The sequence below is a fragment of the Chryseobacterium sp. JAH genome (assembly GCF_001507335.1).
GTDB lineage: Bacteria > Bacteroidota > Bacteroidia > Flavobacteriales > Weeksellaceae > Chryseobacterium.
The window spans coordinates 377,062-399,809 of sequence record NZ_LMAH01000002.1 but is presented as its reverse complement, the minus strand read 5'-3'; the positions used below and the strand labels follow the sequence as shown (position 1 = coordinate 399,809).

Sequence of the window (22,748 nt, the reverse complement as noted above, 5' to 3'; positions counted from 1 at the left end):
TCAGAAATTACAAACTCTCAACTTTAAATCTTATTTTTGCAAAAAAGAAATATTCGTGATCAACAACGACCAGATAAAAGAAATTCAATCAAGAATTGAAGACCTTCATAAATATCTTCAAATCGACAAAAAGAAGATAGAAATCTCCAATGATGATGAAAAAACCGCAGCTCCCGAATTTTGGGATAATCCTAAAACTGCTGAGGTTTTCCTAAAACAACTTCGTTCAAAGAAAAAGTGGGTAGAAGATTATGAAGAAATAAATACTCAGTTTGAAGATCTGCAGGTTTTAATGGAATTTGCCAAAGAAGATCCCGATTCTGAAAAAGAACTTGACGAAAGCTTTCCGCTTTTGATGGAGAAAATTGAAAATATCGAGTTCAAAAATATGCTTTCCAACGAAGGTGATGAGCTTTCCGCAGTTATTCAGATCACAGCAGGAGCAGGTGGAACCGAAAGTTGTGATTGGGCTGCCATGCTGATGAGGATGTACACCATGTGGGCAGAAAAGCAGACTTATAAAATCAAAGAACTTAACTATCAGGAAGGTGAAGTTGCTGGCGTAAAAACCGTAACACTGGAAATTGATGGCGAATACGCTTTCGGTTATCTGAAGGGGGAAAATGGTGTTCACAGACTGGTAAGAATTTCTCCTTTTGATTCTAATGCAAAACGTCACACGAGTTTCGTTTCTGTGTATGTTTATCCATTGGTGGACGATACAATTGAAATCAATATTAATCCGGCAGATATTTCATTTGAAACTATGCGAAGCTCGGGAGCGGGTGGACAAAACGTGAACAAAGTAGAAACAGCTGTTCGTCTTCGTCACGCACCAACGGGAATTATTATCGAGAATTCCGAGTCACGTTCTCAGCTTCAGAATAAGGAAAAAGCCATGCAGCTTTTGAAATCGAGGTTGTACGAAATGGAATTGGAAGAACGTCTTAAGGCACGTAACGAAATCGAAGCCGGTAAAATGAAAATCGAGTGGGGAAGCCAGATTAGGAATTACGTTATGCATCCTTACAAACTGATAAAAGATGTACGTTCGGGTCACGAAACGTCAGATGTTGAGGGAGTCATGAACGGAAACCTTACGCCTTTCCTCAAAGCATTTCTGATGGCAGATGGAACTGCTGTTTCAGACGATGATCTAGACCTATAAAATATCATGTTTACATTTCTGTTAAAATATGCTAATATATTTTCAGCATAATTTTATTAAGCTTATTTTTGTTCATCATCATTACTTATGGAAGATTTCAATAGCTGGAGAGATTTATTAAACCCTGAATTTTATATTAAAATGGGTGGGTTTTGGCTTATTTTGTTTATTATTTTTGCCGAGACAGGGTTGTTTGTGGGGTTTTTCCTTCCGGGGGATTCGCTGTTGTTTGTTTCCGGAATTTATGCCGTAGAAATTATCAAAGAGACCTTCGGGTCAACAGGTAGTGAGCTTTTAGATACAACAATACTTGCAACTGCCGTAGCTTTCGCTGCAATTATCGGTAATCAGGTGGGATATTGGTTTGGAAACAAAACAGGACCTGCTTTATATAAGAAAAAAGATACTTTTTTGTTTAAAAAGAAATACTTGTTCCAAGCACATGATTTTTTTGAAAAAAATGGTGCATTAGCGATTATCATGGCAAGATTTTTACCTGTTGTAAGAACTTTTACACCAATTATTGCAGGGATAGTAAAAATGGATAAAAAAGATTTCTTGAGAGACAATATTATAGGAGGTATTTTATGGTCTTTTCTTTTGATTTTTGCAGGACATTATCTGAATGAATTATTTGCTGTGCAATTCGGCATTGATCTGAAGCAAAAATTAGAATATATTATCATCGTCATTGTATTGATTACAACACTTCCGGTAATTCTCAAATTTATGCTGGGAGCACCCAAAGAAAATCCGAAATTGGAAGATGAAACTTTGGACGATCTGATTGACAAAGAAAAATAATCAATTTAAAACATAAAAAAATAACCTGCTTGCTGAGCGGGTTATTTTTTTATCCATTCCAAAATATTGGGGTATATAATGCTGTCTCTTTTCTTTTTACTGAAAAATCTGGGAGCATGACCGGTATTTTTCATAAAAATCAATTTATGGGGAACATTCATTGCTGTCAATGCGGAATCTAAAGCCAAACCTTGTCTTTGGTTAACTAGAAAATCTTGGTTTCCCTGAAACAGAAGTGTCGGAACATTGGTGATGTTGGCAATCGGACTTGCACTTTGAAAGTCTTCAGATAGATTTTTTCGGTCAAATTTGCTTCCAACCATTTTCTGAACTGTTCCCGAAGTATATTTAGAATAAAACGAATTTAAATATTCCTTTGAATAAAAATCTGTGGGACCACTTAATGAAATAATTTTTTTAATTTTATCTGAATTCTGATAGCCATAAAGCAGTGCTAAATGTCCGCCTGCACTTTCACCCAAAAGAATGTAATTGTTGGGCTGTAATTCAGACTTTTCTGCTAATTCATTGAATTTTTCAATTACAGCATGAATGTCAGCAAGCTGCTCTTTGTAAGTCAGGTGCTTAGAAACCAAACGGTAATTCATATTAATGCTTGGGATATTATTTTCAAAAAGCATTTTCTGAATTTTAATCATATGTTCTTTTCTGCCGTATTTCCATGCACCACCATGTATAATAAGGACAACTGGTGCATCCCGGGGATATTGTGCGGGAAGAAAAACATCCATTTTCTGGCGTTTGTGGTCACCGTAATTCAAGTTATAAATTTTCTGACTGTCTTTTCCCACCCAAACCCGAAATTTAGAATTACAAGAATTTAATACAAAGCCTATCAATCCTAAAACAAAGTAATGGTAATTGAGAATAAGCTTTTTCATAGAGTAAAATTAATAAAATAATTTTTTAATAAACTTAATGATTAGCATTCTTCTTATTAATTTCATCAATCGCATTTTTTATTTGTATTTTTTCTTCACTATGCTTGTCGGCATTAAAAATTCTGTTTTGTGCGAAATAAATAATATCATTATGATCACAAATTAATACCCAATTTAATGTCTTGTCCCAAATTATTTCATCACTTGAAAAAAATAAATTTTCAGAAAATTTAATGACCATTTTCCAAGTTAAAATGAATGCAGTGTCAGGTTGATGTGACCAAAATACTTTCTGATTAAATCGAATATCTTTGTGGTAGAGCCATTTTTTAACTTTCTTATTTTCATTTTCTTTGAAAGATAGTTCACTGTATTGATTAAAGTATTTTTCTAAATCCAAAGTTCCATAAAAATTTTGATGCTTCAGAATTTAAAGCAATAATTTGATCTTCAAATTCATTAAATAATTCATCAATATCTTCGCTTTCAAATTTCCATTTTAGAGGGTGATCCGAAAGTGGAATTGAAAATTCACTTAAGTTCTCTAAAGTCATTTTAGTTTTCATCTGAGAGTTAAAAATTATATTGTATTTTAAATATATGAATTTAAAATCAGAAGTATTTCAATTAATAATCCTATTGATTAATCTTTATTAAAAGCGGTAATAATCCCAATTAAAATCTATATTTTTGTAAGACTTAACACTTATTAAAAAAATATTAAAATACTATGGCGTCTGGTTTTTTTGCGATTTTAGATGATATCGCTGCTTTGATGGATGATGTTGCTGTAACAAGTAAAATTGCAACCCAAAAAACAGCAGGTATCTTGGGCGACGATTTGGCGGTAAACGCAGAAAAAGCCACAGGTTTTCTTTCTTCAAGGGAAATTCCTGTCTTACTGAAAATTATGAAAGGTTCTTTTATCAATAAATTGATTATTGTACCCTTTGTTTTTCTTCTCGAATGGCTGTATTCTCCGGCAATCAAAATTATATTAATTATTGGTGGATTTTATCTGGCTTATGAAGGCGTAGAAAAAATAGTTGAATTTTTGTTTCACAGAGAGAAGAAGGGGCACGAAGTTATTGAAGAATCTGATGAAGTCATTGAAGAAGGTGAAGTTGCTGAGGCTGCGAAAGTGAAATCTGCGGTGACCACCGATTTTATTTTATCTCTAGAAATCGTCATTATCGCATTGGCAGCAGCAAAGGATGGCTATATAGCTTTAAAGTCGCAGTTTAACCCTCTGCTTGTAGAAATTGTTACTGTTTCTATTGTGTCGATTATCGCAACTGTCGGCGTTTACGGAATTGTTGCGCTTATTGTGAGAATGGATGATGCGGGTTTCAAATTAATTAAAAAAAGCAACGATAAAGGTTTTTTTGGAAAATTAGGACACCTTCTTGTGAAAGCTCTTCCTTGGGTTATAAAAATTTTGGGCGTGGTTGGTACTCTCGCACTAATTTTGGTTGCTGGTGGAATCTTTGACCATAATATCGATTATCTTCATCATTCATTACCTTCATGGCATGAGACACTGAAACAAGTTGTTTTTGGTATTGTTGGGGGATTGATGGCACTGTTTTTAATTTCTGGTGGAAAGAAAATTTACACAGTGGTTACAAAGAAATAAATTATGTAGCTTAACAAAAATCCTGCATCAGTTTTCTGAAGCAGGATTTTTGTTATCAGGGAAATTTTTACTATTATAACAGTTTGGCAAACAGGATGCTATGGGCAGAAATCTAACGATTGATATATTAAAAATTGTATTGGCTTTTTTTGTCGTGTTTCTGCACATGAATTTTTTAAAAGATTCATACCCTACGATAAGTTATGTATTGGTCAACGGCTTGTTTAGAATTGCAGTTCCTGTTTTTTTAGTAATTACAGGCTTTTATTTTTTACACATTGATCATTTGAAGAAACTGAAAAAGTGGCTGTTCAGAACCTTTCTTCTGTATGCAATCTGGATGTCAATCTACATTTCATATTGGAAAGACGATGAGCAGATTATATTGACTGTTGTTTTCGGATATCATCATTTATGGTATCTCATCGGGACATCTTTTTCAGGAGTGATTCTCTTTCTTTTGCGCAAACAGAGTTCATTATTACTGATTTTTCTTTCAATATTTTTATTTGCAGTTGGTTATGCAGTGCAGATTCTGGGAAATCTTCATTATTTTGAAAAAGAGCAGGATTCAGTTTTGAATATGTATCTGCTATACAGAAATTTTCTTTTCGTTTGTTTTCCGTTTCTTACGATTGGTTTTTTGATCAGTAAGCATCATACTGCTTTGTCAGAATACGGTCAGACGTCTATTTTACTGATTCTGGCGGTATGCTGTGTCATTTCAGAAGGTTTTGTCAATTATTTTTGGATAAGCTCAGAAAGTACAGATATTTTATTTTCACTAATTTTTACTTGTCCGCTTGTGTTTTTGTTTTTTAAAAATCTGTACATTAAAACCAATTCTAAAATACTAGCTAATCTTTCTACGGCTATATACGTTGTACATCCTCTGATTATGAAATCGACCTTTTATACAGAAATTCAATCACCATACAAAATTCTGATTTTTTTAGCGATTTTAATTCCGGTAAGTTTTGCTTTGGTCTATGTCAACAAAAAATTGAAATATCTGCTTTAAATTTAATCCTGACCGTTCATCGTTTCTATCAGCCCGTTAACGTCATATTTCAGTTCACGAACCTTTAAGCTTCTTAAATAGCTTTTTCCTCCGGAATTTTTGCTGTCATGATAAAATAGGTACCACTTTTTATCAATTTCCAGGATACTGTGATGAGTTGTCCAGCCCACAACAGGTGTCAGAATTTCACCTTTAAAGGTAAATGGTCCGTAAGGATTATCACCGATGGCATAAACGAGTTTGTGGGTTTCTCCGGTAGAGTAGGAAAGATAGTATTTGTTATTGTACTGATGAATCCAGACTCCTTCAAAAAAACGTCTGTGCTGGTCAGCTGATTTCAGCTGGTTCCCATTTTCATCTAAAATTAAAACATCTTTGGGCTCTTCAGCCAGTTCTTTCATGTTGTCTTTCAGCAGTGCAATCTTGGGTAATAAAGCATTTTCCTCTTTTTGGAGTTCTGGGTAATTTTTAGAATGCTTATTGTTTCTATACTCCTGAAGTTGTCCGCCTTTTAAACCACCAAAATAAATATAATATTTTCCATCAACATTAAGGACTGTCGGATCAATGCTGTAAGTGCCGGAAATAGGATTTTTCTCTGCTTTAAATGGTCCTATCGGGCTTTTGCCTGAAGCTACACCAATTTTAAATAAATCATTTTTATCTTTTGCCGGAAAGTAGAGATAGTATTTATTTCCTTTTGCAGCAACATCAGGTGCCCAAAGCTGTTGTTTTGCCCAGGAAACATCTTCGAGTTTCAGTGCAATTCCTTGATCTTCAGCTTTCCCATTAATGTTGTCTAAAGTAAGAACATGATAATCTTTCATGTTGAAATGTGCTCCGTTGGCCGCATCTTTTACATCGGTCTGAATATCGTGTGAAGGGTAGATGTAAATTTTGTCTTTGAATACATGAACGGAAGGATCTGCAAAGTATAAATCATCAAATAAATATCTTGGACTTTCCTGTGCGTAACCGATTGCACTAGTAAAAAGTAGAATTAGAATTTTTCTCATAGAATTTATTTTCCGTATTGCTTTACGAAAATAGAGAAAATTTTTAGTTTAAATTATAATTCATAATTACCAGCCTCAAAATAAAGTGCACAAAGTCTTGTTGCGCATCATTTCTGCTGATAAGCTTGTTTTTATATTCGTAAGTGCTGAAAACTTTTATCAAGTTTTTGTAGGTTTCATAATCCTGATCTTTAATTCTTATTTTCACATGTCCGTCTTTTCTTTTGATCAGTTGGTCATCTAAAGTTCTTACCTTGAATAGAACATCGCATGATTTCGGGACAAGGCCATAGTATCTTTCTACAATATTTACTTTGAATGCATCGAAAATGATGGTATTAAAAACAAGATTACCGTTGGAATCTGGCGTACGAAGTTGAAGTTTGTAATTCATATTGAGTTTCTACCGTTAAACAGGTAAGTAATTAAATATAGGGTTGAATGGAAGTGAAAAAAGAGACTTCCTAAAAAGTCTCTCTTCATATTTAGTTGAATAAATCTTTCACTTTGTCAAAAAATGTTTTTTCCTTTCCTGAAGGCTCTGCAACCATGTCACCACTGGACATTTGCTTCTCAAAGAAATCTTTTTGTTCCTTGTTCAGCGTCTGAGGCGTCCATACATTGATGTGGATAAACATATCTCCTTTTCCGTAGCTGTCAATACTAGGCAAACCTTTCCCGGCTAATCTCAGAATTTTTCCGGATTGAGTTCCTGCATCAACAGTGATCTTTACTTTTCCACCAACAGTAGGAATTTCTTTTTTAGTTCCTAAAGCTGCTTCTGCAAAAGAAACATACAGTTCCTGATGAAGATTGTCCCCTTCTCTTTTGATCGTTTTATCTACTTCCTCTTCTACAATTACCAAAAGATCTCCAGGTACTCCACCAAATGGTGCGTCATTACCTTTTCCTCGTACATTCAGCTGGATGCCGTCTCTTGCTCCTGCAGGAATGTTGATGGCAATTTCTTCTTCATCTTTTATCAAACCTTGTGCATTGGCTCCGGCTGGAATTTTATCAGCAACTTTACCAATTCCCTGACAGGTTCCGCAAGTAGTTTGTGTCTGCATTTGTCCGAACATAGTGTTCATCACCTTCATCTGAACTCCGGCTCCGTTACATGTAGGACATGTTTTTGAAGTGGCACCTTCTGCCATCTTCATCTTTTTTACTTTAAGAGTTTTTTGGGTTCCGTTTACCATCTCTTCAAGATTCAGTTTGATTCTGATTCGTAAATTCGAACCTTTCACCTGCTGACGACCTCCGCCGCCACCGCCAAATCCGCCGAAACCTCCGCCACCGAAAATATCACCAAACTGGCTGAAGATATCTTCCATGTTCATACCTCCACCAAAGCCTCCACCACCGAAGCCTCCTGCGCCACCAACTCCTGCATGACCATATTGGTCATAGCGGGCTTTTTTATTGTCGTCGCTCAGTACTTCGTAAGCTTCTGCAGCTTCTTTAAATTTTTCTTCAGCATCTTTATCTCCCGGATTTTTATCTGGGTGATATTTGATCGCCATCTTTCGGTATGCTTTCTTTATTTCGTCGGCACTCGCAGATTTGCTGACTTCAAGAACCTCGTAATAATCTCTCTTTGACATATATTTATAAGTAATGAGCAGTGATAAGCAATTATTGATTACTTATTACCCACTGCTGATAATTAATTTCCTGTTACTACTTTTGCAAAACGAATCACTTTGTCACCCAAAGTATATCCGGTTTCAATCACATCTACAATTTTACCTTTCAAATCTTCAGAAGGAGAAGGGATTTGTGTAATCGCTTCATGATAGTCAACATTGAAGTTGTCTCCTGCTCTTACCTCCATAATCTTTAAACCTTTTTCTGTCAGTTTGTTTTTAAACTTGTTGTAAATCAATTCTACTCCCTGTAGATCGGCTTCATTACCGTTTTTAGCAATTTCTTTCAAAGCTCTTTCAAAATCATCCAAAACACCCAGCATAGAAACCATCATTTCCTGGTTAGCGTAGGTAAAGAATTCCATCTTTTCTTTTGAAGTTCTTTTTTTATAGTTTTCAAACTCTGCATACAATCTGATGTAACGATCTTTTTCTTCTGCCAAAAGTTCTTCCGCAGTAGGCGTTTCTGTCACATTTTCTTCTGTTGTTGTTTCCGTTTGAGGAGTAATTTCTTCCTGATTATTGATATTTTCTTCGTTGATATCCTGATTTTCCATGTTTCAATAACTTTTTATACTCCATGTTTGTCAAAGATTTTGCCAAAGAAAAAATCTGGACATTTAGGCAGATATGTATTGAATCACGAATAAAGGTGTCAATGTTGTGAACACTATTTTTAATATAAAATTTACCATTATTTTCAGGAGCTGATCCGGCTTCCGCTCATACTCCTCGCGCGGCCGCAAAGTCATCATCTGCTGTGGGGTAACCGCTTCTATCCGGGCTAGAAAGGATATGTGTACATTTCAATAATGATGTAATCAATAAATAATAGATTTTTAGGTATTGTTATTTTCTAAGTAAATATCTGATAAAATACTCATGTTATGACAAACCCTATTGTAAGATTAATTTTATTGGCGACGCCATTCTTTAATCTTATCTTTATATTCGTCGATGTTAATGTTTACGTTTTCAATAATTTTTCGATCCCGAGTTATTTTTCCATCTGTTGATTGGGTATAAATCTTTACCTGCTTTGAAGGTAATTGAATGACATAAACTGAATCAAATGGTTTTCCGCAATGATCACTGAAATAATCTTTTTCAACTACTATTTTGGTGAGTTTTTCGTTTCCATCTAAAAAATATCTTCGGGTGTATTTTCCACACTCTGGATTCCCATTAAATTCAACACCTATAATTTTCCCATTTTTCAAAAAAGCATAGCTGGGATGTAAAAAATCATCATCGCACAAAATTGAATCACTATTTAAAGTATGCTTTTTAAACTCATTTTCAAATTGAAGTGGCTTCAAAAAAACAGAATCACAACTGATGAAAAAGAATAGAATAAGATTCAAATTGAGTAATGATTTGTTCTTCATCTTTTTAATTGAATGTTGACAGTACCTATAATAGGTTCTCTATCTAGTTTTTTGAAACAGCAAGAGTTCAGTGTAAAAATTCACCTTCTATCTATACCTCTTTTCCTAAACTCCAAAAAAAGTTTGATACAGAAGGTATAAGTTTAAAATGACTATTACGGCAGTAATAATCCAGACACAGATTTTTAGAAAGGGTTTATTCACAAAATCACCCATTTTTGCTTTATCGTTGGTGAATATAACCAAAGGAACAACTGCAAAACTCAATTGCATCGATAAAATTACCTGACTTAGAACCAAAAGATCGGTCGTTCCTTTTTCTCCGTAAATAATCGTCACAATCAATGCAGGTATTACGGCGATGAGCCTTGTAATGAGTCTTCGCAACCAGGGTTTTAATCTGATATTAAGAAAACCTTCCATCACAATTTGTCCGGCAAGAGTTCCTGTCAGTGTAGAGTTTTGTCCAGAGGCTAAAAGGGCAATCGCAAAAGCTATGCTCGCCATCGATGCTCCCAAAATCGGAGTCAACATTTTATAAGCATCGTGAATATCAGCGATGTGTTCATTTCCTGTTGTGTGAAAAGTTGCTGCTGCTAAAATTAAAATGGCTGCATTAATGAAAAACGCTAATAATAAGGAGACTGTACTGTCTAAAGTTGCGAATTTTATGGCTTCTTTTTTTCCTTTAGTGTCTCTTGTGTAATCTCTCGTCTGGACGATGCTGCTGTGAAGATATAGGTTGTGTGGCATCACGGTAGCTCCCAGAATTCCAATACCAATATAGAGCATTGCTGGGTTAGTAATGATTTCCTTTTGAGGAATCAATCCACCCAAGATAGCGTTAATTTCAGGCTTAGAAATGATAATTTCATATCCAAAACAAACAAGAATAATAAACATTAATCCTGCAACGATACTTTCGATCCAACGGAAACCTTTTGCCTGAAGCAATAAAATAATCAAAACATCAATCGTTGTAATTACAATCCCCCATGTCAGTGGAATTCCAAAAAGTAAATTTAAGGCAATTGCAGAACCGATGACTTCTGCCAGGTCGCAGGCGGCAATGGCAATTTCACAAAATATCCAAAGAATAAAATTAGTAGTTGGTTTGAAATGATCTCTACAGGCCTGAGCTAAATCTCTTTCTGCAACTACACCCAGTTTTACCGATAAATGTTGCAGAACCATTGCGAAAATATTAGAAATAAGAATTACAGAAAGTAGAGTATAACCAAATTGGGAACCTCCTGCAATATCGGTTGCCCAGTTTCCGGGATCCATATAACCTACTGCTACCATTAATCCGGGACCGGCAAATGCCAAATACTTCCTCCAAAAACCTGAGCCTTTAGGTATAGAAATAGAGGAAAATACCTCTGGTAATGAGTCTGATGTTTTATCTTTTCGCCAGGCGTTTTTCATACTGAAGTTTCATTTGTTAGAAATGACTAACAAATTTAATTAAATAAATGAAATGAAAGTGAGGTTCACATAAAAAAATCCTGAAAATATACTTTCAGGATTTTTTTATTATTTTAAGATGATTATTTTGCAAATCGTACAGACATTTTTCTGTCTACAGCTCTTTCTGCGTCAGAAGCACTTGCGTCAACAGTAGCAAATTTTCCACCGTAACCTTCTGCTCCTAAGACCTGAGCTCCCACACCTTGTTTAGCCAACCAATCTTTAATGTAAGTAGCTCTTTCACCGGAAAGTTTTACATTAGCAGCTTCGTTACCCACTTTATCGGTGTATCCGCCAATTTTGATTTTAGCTTCAGGATATGCCTTCAAGATAGCAACTAAATTTTCTAATTGACCTTGAGAACCTGCTTCCAATTCGGTTGCACTTCCCATTTTGAAATTGACATGGTCAAAATCGTACCACTGATCTTTTAAAGCTGCATCATCAGCTGCACTAGCATACGATCCGCTTTTTAGGAAGGTAATCATATTGTCTTCCATTCCACCTCTGTAGCCTTTCAATACTGTACCGTTTAAATCGATGTTTTCGTCAACTTTAGCAGTTGTTATTGCAGATGCTGTGTCATTCTGCATTGATGCAGTATCAGTTGTTGTACTTAACGAATCACCAACTACCGTTGTTGTAGCTGTGGTTTCTTTTTTCTCACATTGCTTCCATATAAAATATGCTGCCGCAACAAGTAGTAGTAATGGTAGCAACCATTTCCAGATAGATCCTCCGTCTGAAGTTGTTGTAGGTCTGTCTGGGAAAGTTCCGCCATCTGCAACACTTTTCGTCACTTCTATCTTTGGTTCGTCGTGTGAAGTTGGAGTAGAAATAGGAGTTGTGGGTGGAGTATGTATGGTATCGTTGTCATTGTCGAATTTGTATCCTTTTGCCCAGTCTCCAACATTTAAAGATGCTAAAGAGAGACCTGCAGGCAATAGTGAGGAAACAATTCCTTTCTGGTCATTCAGTAAACTAGAAATCCCCGACTCATCAAGATTGTTATCGGCTGCATATTTTCCCACAGAACCAACGGTTGCTCCGGTTACCAGATTAAGTAACGAAGCCGATGAGTTATTGCTTATTCCTGCATAAGTTGCAATGGAATTAACCAAGCCACTCAGTTTATCACCAAAAATTGATGTTAATAAACCTTGTACCCATGTATTGTCTGAAGCAAGTCCTAACAAATTGCCCAAAACCCCTTGAGAAGGAGCTGTTTTGATTGCATCTAGAACCGAGGGGTTGTCTGAATTGTTTGCCAGACCTCCCACCACTGCGGGTAATAATCCTCCGATAGCTTTTGAAATACCGGATTCGCTTTCGCCCAACTGCGATGCAGCCTGCGTTACCAATGCGGAACCAAGCTGACCTTTAATTAAATCGATAATGTTTAATGACATAATAAATTATTTGAGATTAATGTATTATAAAATTAATCAAAAATCTATCCAAATGGTGATTTGAAAAAAAAATCTTTAAAAATCTCAACGATTTTTAAAGATTTCCTAATTATATAATATTTAAATTTAATATGCTTTCGCAAATAAAACTCTTCTTGCAGAAGGTTTTCCTGAGATAAGAGAAACACCTTCCTCAATATCGTCGTCCAAAGGTATACATCTGATGGTAGCTTTGGTTTCCTCTTTGATCTGCGCTTCCTCTTCATCCGTTCCGTCCCAGTGTGCATAGATGAAACCAGCTTTCTCTTCTAAAACTTTTTTAAACTCTTCGTAGGTGTCCACTTTCGTGATGTTATCTTTTCTGAAGTTTAAAGCTTTAGTATACATGTCTTCCTGAATAGTTTTCAAAAGATCTTCAATATAAGAATCTAAACCTTCCAACGGTCGTGTTTCTTTTGTAAGTGTGTCTCTTCTTGCAATTTCTACTGATTTGTTTTCTAAATCTCTTTGGCCCATTGCAATTCTCAAAGGCACGCCTTTCAATTCGTATTCAGCAAATTTCCAGCCCGGTTTGTTCTGTGTGTCGTCATCAAATTTCACAGAAATCCCTTTTAATTTTAATTTATTCTGAATTTCCAAAGCGACTTCGCTGATCTGATTTAATTGCTCTTCTCCTTTGAAAATAGGAACAATTACCACTTGGATCGGCGCCAATGTTGGAGGTAAAACCAAACCGAAATCATCAGAATGCGTCATAATCAAGGCACCCATCAAACGGGTAGAAGTTCCCCAAGATGTTGCCCATGCGTGCTCTATTTTCCCTTCCTTGTTGGTGAATTTCACATCAAATGCTTTGGCGAAATTCTGTCCTAAGAAGTGAGAAGTTCCCGCCTGCAGTGCTTTTCCATCCTGCATCAATGCTTCGATACAATAGGTGTCATCAGCTCCTGCAAATCTTTCTGAAGGAGTTTTCACACCCATTACAACAGGCATTGCCATGAATTTTTCTGCAAAATCTGCATAGACATTATTCATCTTTTCTGCTTCTTCCAAAGCTTCAACTTTTGTTGCATGAGCGGTGTGGCCTTCCTGCCAAAGAAATTCTGAAGTTCTTAGAAACAAACGGGTTCTCATTTCCCAACGGACAACATTAGCCCACTGATTGATCAAGATTGGTAAATCTCTGTAAGATTGAATCCAACCTTTATAGGTATTCCAGATGATAGCTTCAGAAGTCGGGCGAACAATCAGCTCCTCCTCCAATTTTGCTTCAGGATCAACAATTAGTTTTCCTGGATTATCCGGATCATTTTTTAAACGGTAATGGGTTACAATTGCACATTCTTTGGCAAAACCTTCAGCGTTTTTTTCCTCAGCTTCAAATAAACTTTTGGGAACGAAAAGAGGAAAGTATGCATTGACGTGACCTGTTTCTTTGAATCTTTTATCCATTTCGTCGCGCATTTTCTCCCAGATCGCATACCCGTAAGGTTTAATAACCATCGATCCTCGCACGCCGGAGTTTTCAGCTAAATCTGCCTTTACAACCAACTCATTATACCATTTGCTGTAATCTTCGCTTCTTGAGGTTAATTTTGCCATTAATTTTATTTTAATATTTTTAACTATTCTCTATTATTGTAATCTAAAAATAAAAATCTATTTTTGATAGATATTTGTTACCAAAGATTTGGTATATTTTTGGTACAGATTGCAAATATAATTTAAATTAAAAATTTTTCCATTATCATGAAAAGAAATATACATAAAAATTTACTTGGGATACTAAAATCTAAAGGGGTTTTAGCCATTTCGAGTGGTTTGCTATTAATGTCTTGCGGAGCTCAGGTAGGAGGTTATAGTGAAACAGACGGAGTATATTATGATCCCAATAAAGATACACTTCCTGAGGGAGTAATCATCAACGGTGATCAGGGAAACAGAGTAGGAGATTATTACGATTACTATTCTGAATCTAGTATTGTAGAAAATTCTCAAATCAATGCCTCTGAATACGACAACAGATTTGATACTTGGAGTAATACTAACAATGGTAATGCTACAGATTCTGACTGGGGTAATTTTGCAGGGAATGAAACCAATATTTACGACAACTCATGGGGTTGGGGAATGGGATTTGGTTCACCTTGGGGATGGTACGGAGGCTACAGCCCTTACTGGGGATCTGGCTGGGGCATGGGAATGTCATTCGGCTGGGGCAATTCTTGGGGCTGGGGTGGTTATAACCCTTATTGGGGTATGTGGGGAATGTATAATCCTTACTGGGGTTATGGCGGATATAGCGGCTGGTATGGTGCAGGATATTGGGGAGGAAACTATTACAGACCTACATACAGACGAAGCGCAGCAAATGGCAGAGGATTTACCAATAATACGGTAGGTATTAATAAATATAACGGTAACGGTTCTGGTTTCAGAAATGGAAACAACGGGTCCGGAATGAGAAACGGCCAGGGGCAAGGTGGTTTTAGAAATAATACAGGAGGTTTCAGACAAGGAACATCTAATGGAGGTTTCAGAAATCAATCTGGTACAAGAAATCCTTATCAAACAAGACCGAACTATCAGACAAGACCAAATTACAATCAACAACAGTCTCAACCTCGATATAGAAATGATAGTGGCACTAGACCAAGCGACAACGGCGGCTTCAGATCCGGAGGTTTTAACTCTGGAAGCAGCGGTGGCGGTGGATTTAGATCCGGTGGTTCTTCTGGAGGCGGTGGGATGAGATCCGGCGGCGGAGGCGGCGGTTTCAGATCCGGCGGTAGATAATATTTTAAAACTCAATAACTATTAATAAAATAATGTTAAAAAAATCTTTAATCATAATGAGTGTTTCTGCAGCATTTTTTCTGCAGGCTCAGGATATTTCAGTGATTAGAAACTCGATTGATGTATATTCAAATACGCCAATGGTAGGTTCTTCGAAATTTAATGCAATGGTGGGTTCAAATGGAGCCCTAGGTGGAGACGGTACTTCTTTGATGACCAACCCGGCAGGTATCGGTGTTGCGATAGCTGGAGATATTTCAGGAACATTATCAATAACTAATAATAAGAATACTGCATCATTGGCCGGCTCTTCTGTTAACTATAATATTAATAAGGTTAATATAGGTAATGTGAATGGTGTGGCAACTTTCCAGCTAATGACAGAGACTCCGTGGAAGTTTATTAATGTGGCAGCCAATATTTCAACCACTTCTATTGAAGATTACATAGAATCACCTGGAAACTCAGATGTTTCTATCGCTAAAAATCTTGTAGATCAAGATGGAAACAATGTTGTAGGAAATATGTCTTATCTGGGGCACGCATACAACCGATATGGGACTCAGACTAAATTTAATGTGGGTGTCGGGGCCAATTACAACAATGCCTTGTATTTCGGAGCAAGTTTGAATATGCACGGGGTTGACATGGAACAGTATGACAGTGCTGTTTTCGGTTTAGATTTGGATAATTCTGTAACTACTTTTGATAAGCAATATACGCCGTATTCTGAAAAATCAAGTGGAGTATCCGGGACTTTAGGAGTTATTGGTAAAGTAAGCAACCAGTTAAGATTAGGTGCTTCTATAGAAACTCCTACATGGTGGTCGATTGACAGAGCCTACAGAGATTATTATGATGGCGGAGACGGAATTTACTATGATAATTTTGTTGAAGACAGAACATTCAGATCACCAATGAAAGCAACTTTGAGTGGTGCCTTTGTACCTAATAAAAATTTCGCAATCAATGTTGATTATACTTTAGGTCTTACGAAACCAAGATATAAAGTGCAAGGTGATGCGGAAACTGAACTAAACTCTTTTTTCAGCGACAACTACAAAAACTTATCTGAGATAAAAGTAGGTGCAGAATACAGAATCAAAGCTTTACGATTGAGAGGAGGTTATTCTTATGCATCTAGTCCGTTTGATACGATGACTGTAAGTGCTTTTTCTAATGCAGGGAGTGTAGGAAACAATAATTACAGCAACTTTATTTTAGGAGACAGAAATACAATTGGTGCCGGTATCGGATATGATTTTGGTAAATTCTATATCGATGCTGCTTATCAGAATATTACTTCAGAATATAAAAATCCGTTTTTGGCAGGATATGAATTTGATAATTACAATACAGGATATTACTCAGGAGATTTTGATGTTACATCACCAAACTCAGTAGTATCTGATGTGAAAAATGTGAGAAATAATTTCTTCCTTACTGTAGGTTGGAAATTCTAATCAGACATTTTCTTTAAATAAACAAGAAAGGCTTCGATTGATTTCGGAGCCTTTCTTGTTTATTTAAACTAAAATTATTTTGATTTACTTTAAAGATTTTTCTCACAGATTATAAATAACTGAATGTCTTTAATTATTATTTTTTAAGTGAAACAAAAAACTCTTTAATGATGATGACCATGCGGATGTGTATGAAATAAGTGCATCAACAAAGCCAAAGAAACACCTAAAATAACCAAACCAATCTTCGACCAGTTGATGTTATGATTTTTATTGCTTTCGAAAATAATAACCGATGAAATGTGAAGAAAAATACCGCCTACAATTGCCAAGAAATAAGGTTGCCATTCAGGATTGAAGTAATTTCCAAGCAACATTCCCATAGGTGATGCTAAAGCGAATAAAGCAACAATCAATAAAGATGGATATGACGCTTTTGAACCGGATCTGTTAAATAAAAATGCTCCCAAAATAAACGAAATCGGTAGGTTGTGAAACAAAATTCCTAAAAGATAGGGTGATAGTGGATTGGTTTCATTAGCCAAAGGAATTCCTTCGATAAATGCATGAATAAACAATCCGACCATCAATGCGACAGGTAAAATATTGCTGCTTTCATTATGATGATGAAAATGCCCGTGCTCAAAACCTTTCGTTAATGCCTCTAGAATCATTTGAAGCAAAACGCCGCCAATCACAAAAATTCCCAGATTTTCACTGACATCAGAAGTGTAAACTTGTGGGAAAACTTCATTCAGGCAAATGGTAATCAGAAAACCGGCACTTAAAATCAATAGATTTTTTGCAAACTGTTCTTTTTTACCAAAGAGTTTTCCTAGGAAAACACCGGCAATAACGCTTAAAATTAATAATATTATAATCATTTCAAAATGGTAATAGTAAACAATAGAGAACAATCAATAGATTTAAACCTGTAAAAGCTATATGGACTTGATAGCTATATTTATCTTTAAAAATGTTCTTTAGAAAAATTAAAATAGTTCCAACAATTAATAACAGGCCCGAAACAACAAATGGCAAAGGAGGTGTATGACTACCAGTAAAACCAAATTTTAATCCAAAAAATAAAGAGCTTAAAGTCAGAATGATGAAAACTATATTTATCTTCACTGCAAAGTTTGATTTATTTTTTCTTAAATAAATTAATGCAACGTGGTGAAATTTCCTTTTCAAAATCATTAAGCTGATAATCTCCCCAAATTTTCACTCTTTCAAATCCACATTCTGAAGCGTAGTTTTCAATCGTTTCTAAGGTATGAAGTTTTACTTTTTCAAAAAAATGTTTAGCTTCTCCATTAATCTCAAAACGAATGTCTTTAATGATATGTCGGCCCTCAATTTTTTTAGAGATATGAAAATCAATTCCTTCTCTGTGAATCGTTGTTTCTGGTACTAAAGTTCTTGTTACAAATTCTTCATTCAGATAATCTAAAACAAAAAAACCTTCCGGTTTTAGGACATTGTAAACCGATTGGAAAACATTTCTGTCATCCGTCTCATTATCAAAATATCCAAAACTGGTAAAAAGATTGAAAACTGCACGTACAGGTTCAGAGTCAATAGGATTTCTCATATCATGAACTTTGAAAGCCAGACTTTCGTTCTCAAACTGCTTGTCAAATTCAATACTTTGTTGAGAAAGGTCTAAACCAAGCACATCATAGCCTAATTTATTAAGAAAAACCGAGTGTCTTCCTTTTCCGCACGCGAGGTCAATTATTTTTGAAGATTGAGGCAGCTGAAGCTCCTGAGTGAGTTTTGTGATAAAGTTTTCTGCTTCCGTGTAGTCTCTGTTACTGTAAAGCAAATGATAATAAGGCGTATCAAACCAAGATTCAAACCATTCCATAATGCAAAAATAACTAAATTTGCGGTGTTAAAAGAAAAGTATTTTAAACATTAAGGTATTGAAAAATTCAATTTAGTAATAAATTTAGATGATAATTCTTTGATTTTTAAATGGTTAAATCTTTTAATTATAACTTATGGATACAGAAAATATTAAAATTCAGATAAAAACATTCTTCGGATTAGAAACAGTTTTGGGTGAAGAAATCAAAAAACTGGGTGGAAGAAACGTTGAACTTAAAAATCGTGCAGTCAATTGTGAGGGAGATTTAGGTTTTCTTTATAAAATCAATTACTCGGCAAGAACGGCTTTGAAAATTCTTGTGCCGATTGATGAATTTAAAGCATACAACGAAACAAAATACTACGACAGACTTTTCAAATTTGAATGGGATGAGTTTATGGATGTCAACCAGACTTTTGCCATAGATTCTACAGTGAATTCTGAAAGATTCAGTCATTCTCAGTTCATGACTTTCAAAATGAAAGATGCGATTGTAGATTATTTCCAGAATAAATACGGAAGAAGGCCGAGTATTGAAACGAAGTCTCCGGATATTAAATTCCACCTTCATATCGACAGAGAATTGGTAACAATTTCTTTGGATTCTTCGGGTGATGCTTTATTTAAAAGAGGTTACAGAAGAGAGCAGGGTGAAGCACCAATCAACGAAGTGTTAGCAAGCGGTATGTTGCAATTGGCAGGTTGGGACGGAAAAGGAAATTTCCTTGACCCGATGTGCGGTTCCGGAACGCTTTTGATTGAGGCTGCGATGATTGCGATGGATTTGCCAGCACAGCTTTACAGAAGAAGATTTGCCTTCCAAAACTGGAAAAATTATGATGATGATTTGTTTGCAACCATCAAGCAACACCGTGTTGACAGAATCAGAGAATTCCACGGAAAAATAGTGGGTTACGATATCGACGGAAGAATGCTGGATGCTGCAAGAACCAATGTAGAGTCTGCAGAAATGGAAGACGTTATCGAAGTAAGAAGAGAAAATTTCTTTGATACCAAAAAAGATATGTTCCCATTGTTGATGGTTTTCAACCCGCCTTATGACGAGAGAATTTCAATTAATGATGACGATTTCTACAAGAAGATTGGAGATACATTTAAAACAAGTTACCCTAACACTTTGGCGTGGCTGATTTCTTCTGATCTTGATGCACCAAAGAAAATAGGATTGCGACCTTCAAGAAAAATTAAATTGTTCAACGGAAAACTGGAAACCAGATTTTTGCAGTATGAAATGTATGAGGGAACGAAGAAGTTGCATAAACTGGAGAATAAAGACTAATAGGAGATGCCTTTTGATTTTTTTGACGGTTTAGGATTTATTGGTGATTTGTTGAGTTTCTTCGGGAGTTTTTCAGATTCAAAATCCTTTGATGAAAATAAAAATCCAAAGAAAAGATCAAAATATAGAGTAGAATTGTGGAGTGGAAGCCTGCTAATTGTATCTTCCATTTTCTATTTTATCGTTTTTAAAGATCCGCTACCGATGGAAAATTTTGTACAGACTTTTATTGTTTGTCCAATAATTGGACTGGTAGTTTCCTTTGTTGTGTTTTTTGTGCTGTATCATTTAGGGCTCTACTATTTTAAAAGTCTTTCTAAATTACTGTTTCTGAGTGGTTCGGTCATTGCATTTTCAATTTCGATTGTTTTGTGTATCTATTTTAAATCAAGTTTGTTTTTTAATTAAATTTTTATCACTTTGAAACCAACCATTTCCATCGTTGTTGCTATTTTTAACCGAAAAGACGAGCTTTTCGAACTTCTCAATTCATTAACCTTTCAAACAGATAAAGCTTTTGAAATCATTATTGTTGATGATGGTTCTTTGATTGATCTGAAACCTACCATTGGTAATTTTGATGGAATTTTAGATATTAAATATTTCAGAAAAGACAATTCAGGTCCTGGTTTGTCGAGAAATTATGGTTCAAAAAGAGCTGCAAATGAATGGCTTGTTTTTGTAGACAGCGATGTGATTGTGGAGAAAGATTATATTCAAAATATTAAAAAAGATACTCTCATGATTCCTTGTGATGCTTTTGGTGGTGCAGATAAGGCGCATAAAGGTTTTAATCTGATGCAGAAAGCGATTTCTTACTCTATGACTTCCGTTTTTACAACGGGTGGAATAAGAGGGAATAAAAAGGCAGTTTCAAAATTTCAACCTAGAAGTTTCAATATGGGAGTGAAGAAAGAAGTGTTTGAGAAAGTAGGAGGTTTTTCTGAAATGAGAATCGGTGAAGATCCAGATTTGTCGATGACGCTTTGGGAAAACGGTTTTACCACTGCTTTTTTCGATAATATCGCTGTTTATCACAAACGTCGTGTAGATTTTGGTAAGTTTTCAAAACAGGTATATCAGTTTGGGTGTGCAAGGCCAATTTTAAATCAGAGACATCCGAAATATGTAAAGATCTCTTTTGCATTTCCAACTTTGTTTCTACTGGGATATGTTTTAGGTTTTATTGAATATTTTATTCTTGGACGAGGAATTATTTTGGCGTTTTACGGTCTTTATACTTTCATGGTTTTAATTCACGCTATGATTGTGACAAAGAACATTGCAATCGCCGGAATGGCTGTTATTTCGACTTACATTCAAATGTTCTCTTATGGCTACGGTTTTTTAAAATCGTGGATTTTGCTGAATGTTTTCAGAATGAAACCTGAAGAAGCTTTCCCGAAACATTTTCATAAAAATTAATGTAAGCTAACTTATTAAAATAAAAAAATGCTGTTGAAAGTTCAACAGCATTTTTTAATCAAGATGTATAAATAGTTTCATGGTGTAGAACGCCAGTTTTGAACATGCATTCTTTCATTTTTTTATAAGTACGCTCAATATCGTGGTCTAGGCCTATAGAGAATCGTATAAGTCCGTCTGAAATTCCCATTTCTTCTCTTTCGTCTTCAGGTATTTCAGATGAAGTTGAGCTTCCTGAGCACGAGAATAATGTTTTGTAAAATCCTAAACTCACGGCAAGATATCCAAGATTTTCGTGCTGCATCATTTCCATCAGTTCGTTTGCCTTTTCAGTCGTTCCGGCGTCTACGGTGAGAAGGCCACCAAAACCATATTCTTTCTGCATCATGCTCTTCATCAGCTCATGATTTTTGTGAGATGGTAAACCTGGATAAGAAACTTTCAATCCATCATTTTCAAATCTTTCAGCGAGATACATTGCATTGTGGCTGTGCTGTTTCATTCGGATGTGAAGCGTTCTCAGATTTTTAAGAATACTTGCAGACCTGAAGCTGTCCATCGTAGGACCAAGAAGCATACAGGCTCCGTTATTTACATTTTTTGTGTCATTAACAAATTCCTGAGTACCGCAATAAACTCCGCCTACCGTATCACTGCTACCATTAATAAATTTAGTTAAACTGTGAATGACAATATCAGCACCTAAAAGACTTGGTGAAATGGAAAGCGGAGAAAAAGTATTGTCTACTATAAGTTTTAATTTATGTTTCTTGCAAATTGAGGAAAGTTTTCTAAGGTCAGCAACCTCCAACAGAGGATTGCTCACACTTTCGCAATAGATTATTTTTGTGTTGGGCTGAATCGCATTTTCAATTGACTCAAAATCAATGATATCTAAGAAAGTAGTATCAATATTCAATGGTGGAAGGAAGTTCTTTAAAAAGGCATACGTCCCACCATAGATGGTTCTGCTGGAAATAATATGATCACCACTTTTGCAAATCTGCATCAAAACCGAAGTAATCGCTCCCATTCCGGAAGCAGTCACGTTAGCTGTTTCTGTATTTTCCATTTTGGCCAATGCCTGAGAAAGATACAAATTCATCGGGGAAGAATGCCTTGAATATAAATAACAGCCATCTGCATTTCCTTCAAAAGTATCAAACATAGTTTTTGCAGACAGAAAAGTATAGGTTGAACTGTCTGAAATCGATGGGTTTACTCCGCCAAATTCGCCAAAATATTGCAAATCCTGAATTTCGTTTGCTGCATTAAAATGATCCATATTTTTTTGTTTTAAAAGTGAATCATTTTATGTTTTATTACAACAGAATATTCAATATTTAGATTTTAAATCTATTAAATTTAAATTTTAATGATAAAAAGTCTATTTAATTTAAATTTAATAAATTTAGCCAAAAAATTTTC

23 protein-coding genes are annotated in these 22,748 nt (G+C 35.4%); 9 read left to right on the top strand and 14 right to left on the bottom strand.

Annotated elements, in window-relative coordinates; all coding sequences use genetic code 11:
* Positions 1-55: 55 nt before the first annotated feature.
* Both prfB and AR685_RS05460 read left to right on the top strand, forming a co-directional pair.
* The gene (gene prfB, locus AR685_RS05465) at positions 56-1,168 is read left to right on the top strand and encodes a peptide chain release factor 2 (RefSeq protein ID WP_059124144.1); all 1,113 of its coding nucleotides are present in this window, start codon (positions 56-58) and stop codon (positions 1,166-1,168) included.
* Between the two features lie 87 nt (positions 1,169-1,255).
* Positions 1,256-1,972: a DedA family protein gene (locus AR685_RS05460; RefSeq protein ID WP_047442714.1), complete on the top strand. Its 717-nt coding sequence runs from the start codon at positions 1,256-1,258 to the stop codon at positions 1,970-1,972.
* 41 nt (positions 1,973-2,013) lie between these two features.
* Here AR685_RS05460 and AR685_RS05455 read toward each other — a convergent pair whose 3' ends face one another.
* Genes AR685_RS05455 through AR685_RS18005 form a run of 3 tightly spaced genes read right to left on the bottom strand, consistent with a single transcriptional unit; the run spans position 2,014 to position 3,440 of the window.
* Positions 2,014-2,874: an alpha/beta hydrolase gene (locus tag AR685_RS05455; protein ID WP_059123954.1), complete on the bottom strand. Its 861-nt coding sequence runs from the start codon at positions 2,872-2,874 to the stop codon at positions 2,014-2,016.
* 34 nt (positions 2,875-2,908) lie between these two features.
* On the bottom strand, positions 2,909-3,274 hold the full coding sequence (locus AR685_RS05450) for a hypothetical protein (protein ID WP_059123953.1): 366 nt from the start codon (positions 3,272-3,274) through the stop codon (positions 2,909-2,911).
* Positions 3,252-3,440 carry a hypothetical protein gene (locus tag AR685_RS18005; protein ID WP_131777595.1) on the bottom strand — a complete coding sequence of 63 codons (189 nt, stop codon included), beginning with the start codon at positions 3,438-3,440 and terminating at the stop codon, positions 3,252-3,254. The genes AR685_RS05450 and AR685_RS18005 overlap by 23 nt, the downstream gene beginning before the upstream one ends.
* Positions 3,441-3,604: 164 nt before the next feature.
* Here AR685_RS18005 and AR685_RS05445 point away from each other — a divergent pair, with 164 nt between their 5' ends.
* On the top strand, positions 3,605-4,510 hold the full coding sequence (locus tag AR685_RS05445) for a DUF808 family protein (protein ID WP_059123952.1): 906 nt from the start codon (positions 3,605-3,607) through the stop codon (positions 4,508-4,510).
* A 100-nt stretch (positions 4,511-4,610) separates the two neighbouring features.
* Positions 4,611-5,531, top strand: a complete 921-nt coding sequence (locus AR685_RS05440) for an acyltransferase family protein (RefSeq protein ID WP_059123951.1) — start codon at positions 4,611-4,613, stop codon at positions 5,529-5,531.
* A 2-nt stretch (positions 5,532-5,533) separates the two neighbouring features.
* Here AR685_RS05440 and AR685_RS05435 read toward each other — a convergent pair whose 3' ends face one another.
* The 8 genes from AR685_RS05435 to proS form a co-directional block, all read right to left on the bottom strand.
* On the bottom strand, positions 5,534-6,547 hold the full coding sequence (locus AR685_RS05435) for a glycoside hydrolase family 43 protein (protein ID WP_052187679.1): 1,014 nt from the start codon (positions 6,545-6,547) through the stop codon (positions 5,534-5,536).
* A gap of 43 nt (positions 6,548-6,590) precedes the next feature.
* A complete protein-coding gene (locus AR685_RS05430) occupies positions 6,591-6,941 on the bottom strand; it encodes a hypothetical protein (protein ID WP_047442719.1) in 351 nt (116 codons plus the stop codon).
* 91 nt (positions 6,942-7,032) lie between these two features.
* Positions 7,033-8,154, bottom strand: coding sequence for a molecular chaperone DnaJ (gene dnaJ, locus AR685_RS05425; protein WP_047442720.1), 1,122 nt, complete (start codon positions 8,152-8,154; stop codon positions 7,033-7,035).
* Between the two features lie 62 nt (positions 8,155-8,216).
* Positions 8,217-8,753: a nucleotide exchange factor GrpE gene (locus AR685_RS05420; RefSeq protein WP_047442721.1), complete on the bottom strand. Its 537-nt coding sequence runs from the start codon at positions 8,751-8,753 to the stop codon at positions 8,217-8,219.
* A gap of 357 nt (positions 8,754-9,110) precedes the next feature.
* Entirely contained in the window at positions 9,111-9,584 is a 474-nt protein-coding gene (locus tag AR685_RS05415) for a hypothetical protein (RefSeq protein WP_059123950.1), read from the bottom strand.
* Between the two features lie 105 nt (positions 9,585-9,689).
* Entirely contained in the window at positions 9,690-11,012 is a 1,323-nt protein-coding gene (locus tag AR685_RS05410; RefSeq protein WP_047442723.1) for an Nramp family divalent metal transporter, read from the bottom strand.
* A gap of 122 nt (positions 11,013-11,134) precedes the next feature.
* Positions 11,135-12,463, bottom strand: coding sequence for an OmpA family protein (locus tag AR685_RS05405; protein WP_047442724.1), 1,329 nt, complete (start codon positions 12,461-12,463; stop codon positions 11,135-11,137).
* A gap of 126 nt (positions 12,464-12,589) precedes the next feature.
* The gene (proS, locus tag AR685_RS05400; protein ID WP_047442725.1) at positions 12,590-14,065 is read right to left on the bottom strand and encodes a proline--tRNA ligase; all 1,476 of its coding nucleotides are present in this window, start codon (positions 14,063-14,065) and stop codon (positions 12,590-12,592) included.
* A gap of 147 nt (positions 14,066-14,212) precedes the next feature.
* On the opposite strand from proS, the gene AR685_RS05395 reads away from it, so the two are divergent.
* Together AR685_RS05395 and AR685_RS05390 are read left to right on the top strand one after the other, a co-directional pair.
* Positions 14,213-15,259: a hypothetical protein gene (locus AR685_RS05395; RefSeq protein ID WP_059123949.1), complete on the top strand. Its 1,047-nt coding sequence runs from the start codon at positions 14,213-14,215 to the stop codon at positions 15,257-15,259.
* A 56-nt stretch (positions 15,260-15,315) separates the two neighbouring features.
* On the top strand, positions 15,316-16,722 hold the full coding sequence (locus AR685_RS05390) for an OmpP1/FadL family transporter (RefSeq protein ID WP_228376392.1): 1,407 nt from the start codon (positions 15,316-15,318) through the stop codon (positions 16,720-16,722).
* Between the two features lie 164 nt (positions 16,723-16,886).
* Here AR685_RS05390 and AR685_RS05385 read toward each other — a convergent pair whose 3' ends face one another.
* Both AR685_RS05385 and AR685_RS05375 read right to left on the bottom strand, forming a co-directional pair.
* The gene (locus AR685_RS05385; RefSeq protein ID WP_047442728.1) at positions 16,887-17,606 is read right to left on the bottom strand and encodes a ZIP family metal transporter; all 720 of its coding nucleotides are present in this window, start codon (positions 17,604-17,606) and stop codon (positions 16,887-16,889) included.
* 260 nt (positions 17,607-17,866) lie between these two features.
* The gene (locus tag AR685_RS05375) at positions 17,867-18,592 is read right to left on the bottom strand and encodes a class I SAM-dependent DNA methyltransferase (RefSeq protein WP_059123946.1); all 726 of its coding nucleotides are present in this window, start codon (positions 18,590-18,592) and stop codon (positions 17,867-17,869) included.
* Positions 18,593-18,728: 136 nt separating this feature from the next.
* Between AR685_RS05375 and AR685_RS05370 the strand changes: the two genes are divergently transcribed.
* The 3 genes from AR685_RS05370 to AR685_RS05360 are packed head-to-tail and all read left to right on the top strand — an operon-like array spanning position 18,729 to position 21,320.
* Positions 18,729-19,895 (top strand): class I SAM-dependent RNA methyltransferase, encoded by a 1,167-nt coding sequence (locus AR685_RS05370; RefSeq protein ID WP_059123945.1) that lies wholly within the window; start codon positions 18,729-18,731, stop codon positions 19,893-19,895.
* Positions 19,896-19,901: 6 nt separating this feature from the next.
* Positions 19,902-20,303 carry a hypothetical protein gene (locus AR685_RS05365; protein WP_059123944.1) on the top strand — a complete coding sequence of 134 codons (402 nt, stop codon included), beginning with the start codon at positions 19,902-19,904 and terminating at the stop codon, positions 20,301-20,303.
* A 12-nt stretch (positions 20,304-20,315) separates the two neighbouring features.
* The gene (locus tag AR685_RS05360; protein WP_059123943.1) at positions 20,316-21,320 is read left to right on the top strand and encodes a glycosyltransferase; all 1,005 of its coding nucleotides are present in this window, start codon (positions 20,316-20,318) and stop codon (positions 21,318-21,320) included.
* A gap of 58 nt (positions 21,321-21,378) precedes the next feature.
* On the opposite strand, the gene AR685_RS05355 is transcribed toward AR685_RS05360, so the two are convergent.
* On the bottom strand, positions 21,379-22,605 hold the full coding sequence (locus tag AR685_RS05355) for an aminotransferase class I/II-fold pyridoxal phosphate-dependent enzyme (protein WP_059123942.1): 1,227 nt from the start codon (positions 22,603-22,605) through the stop codon (positions 21,379-21,381).
* Between the last annotated feature and the right edge of the window lie 143 nt (positions 22,606-22,748).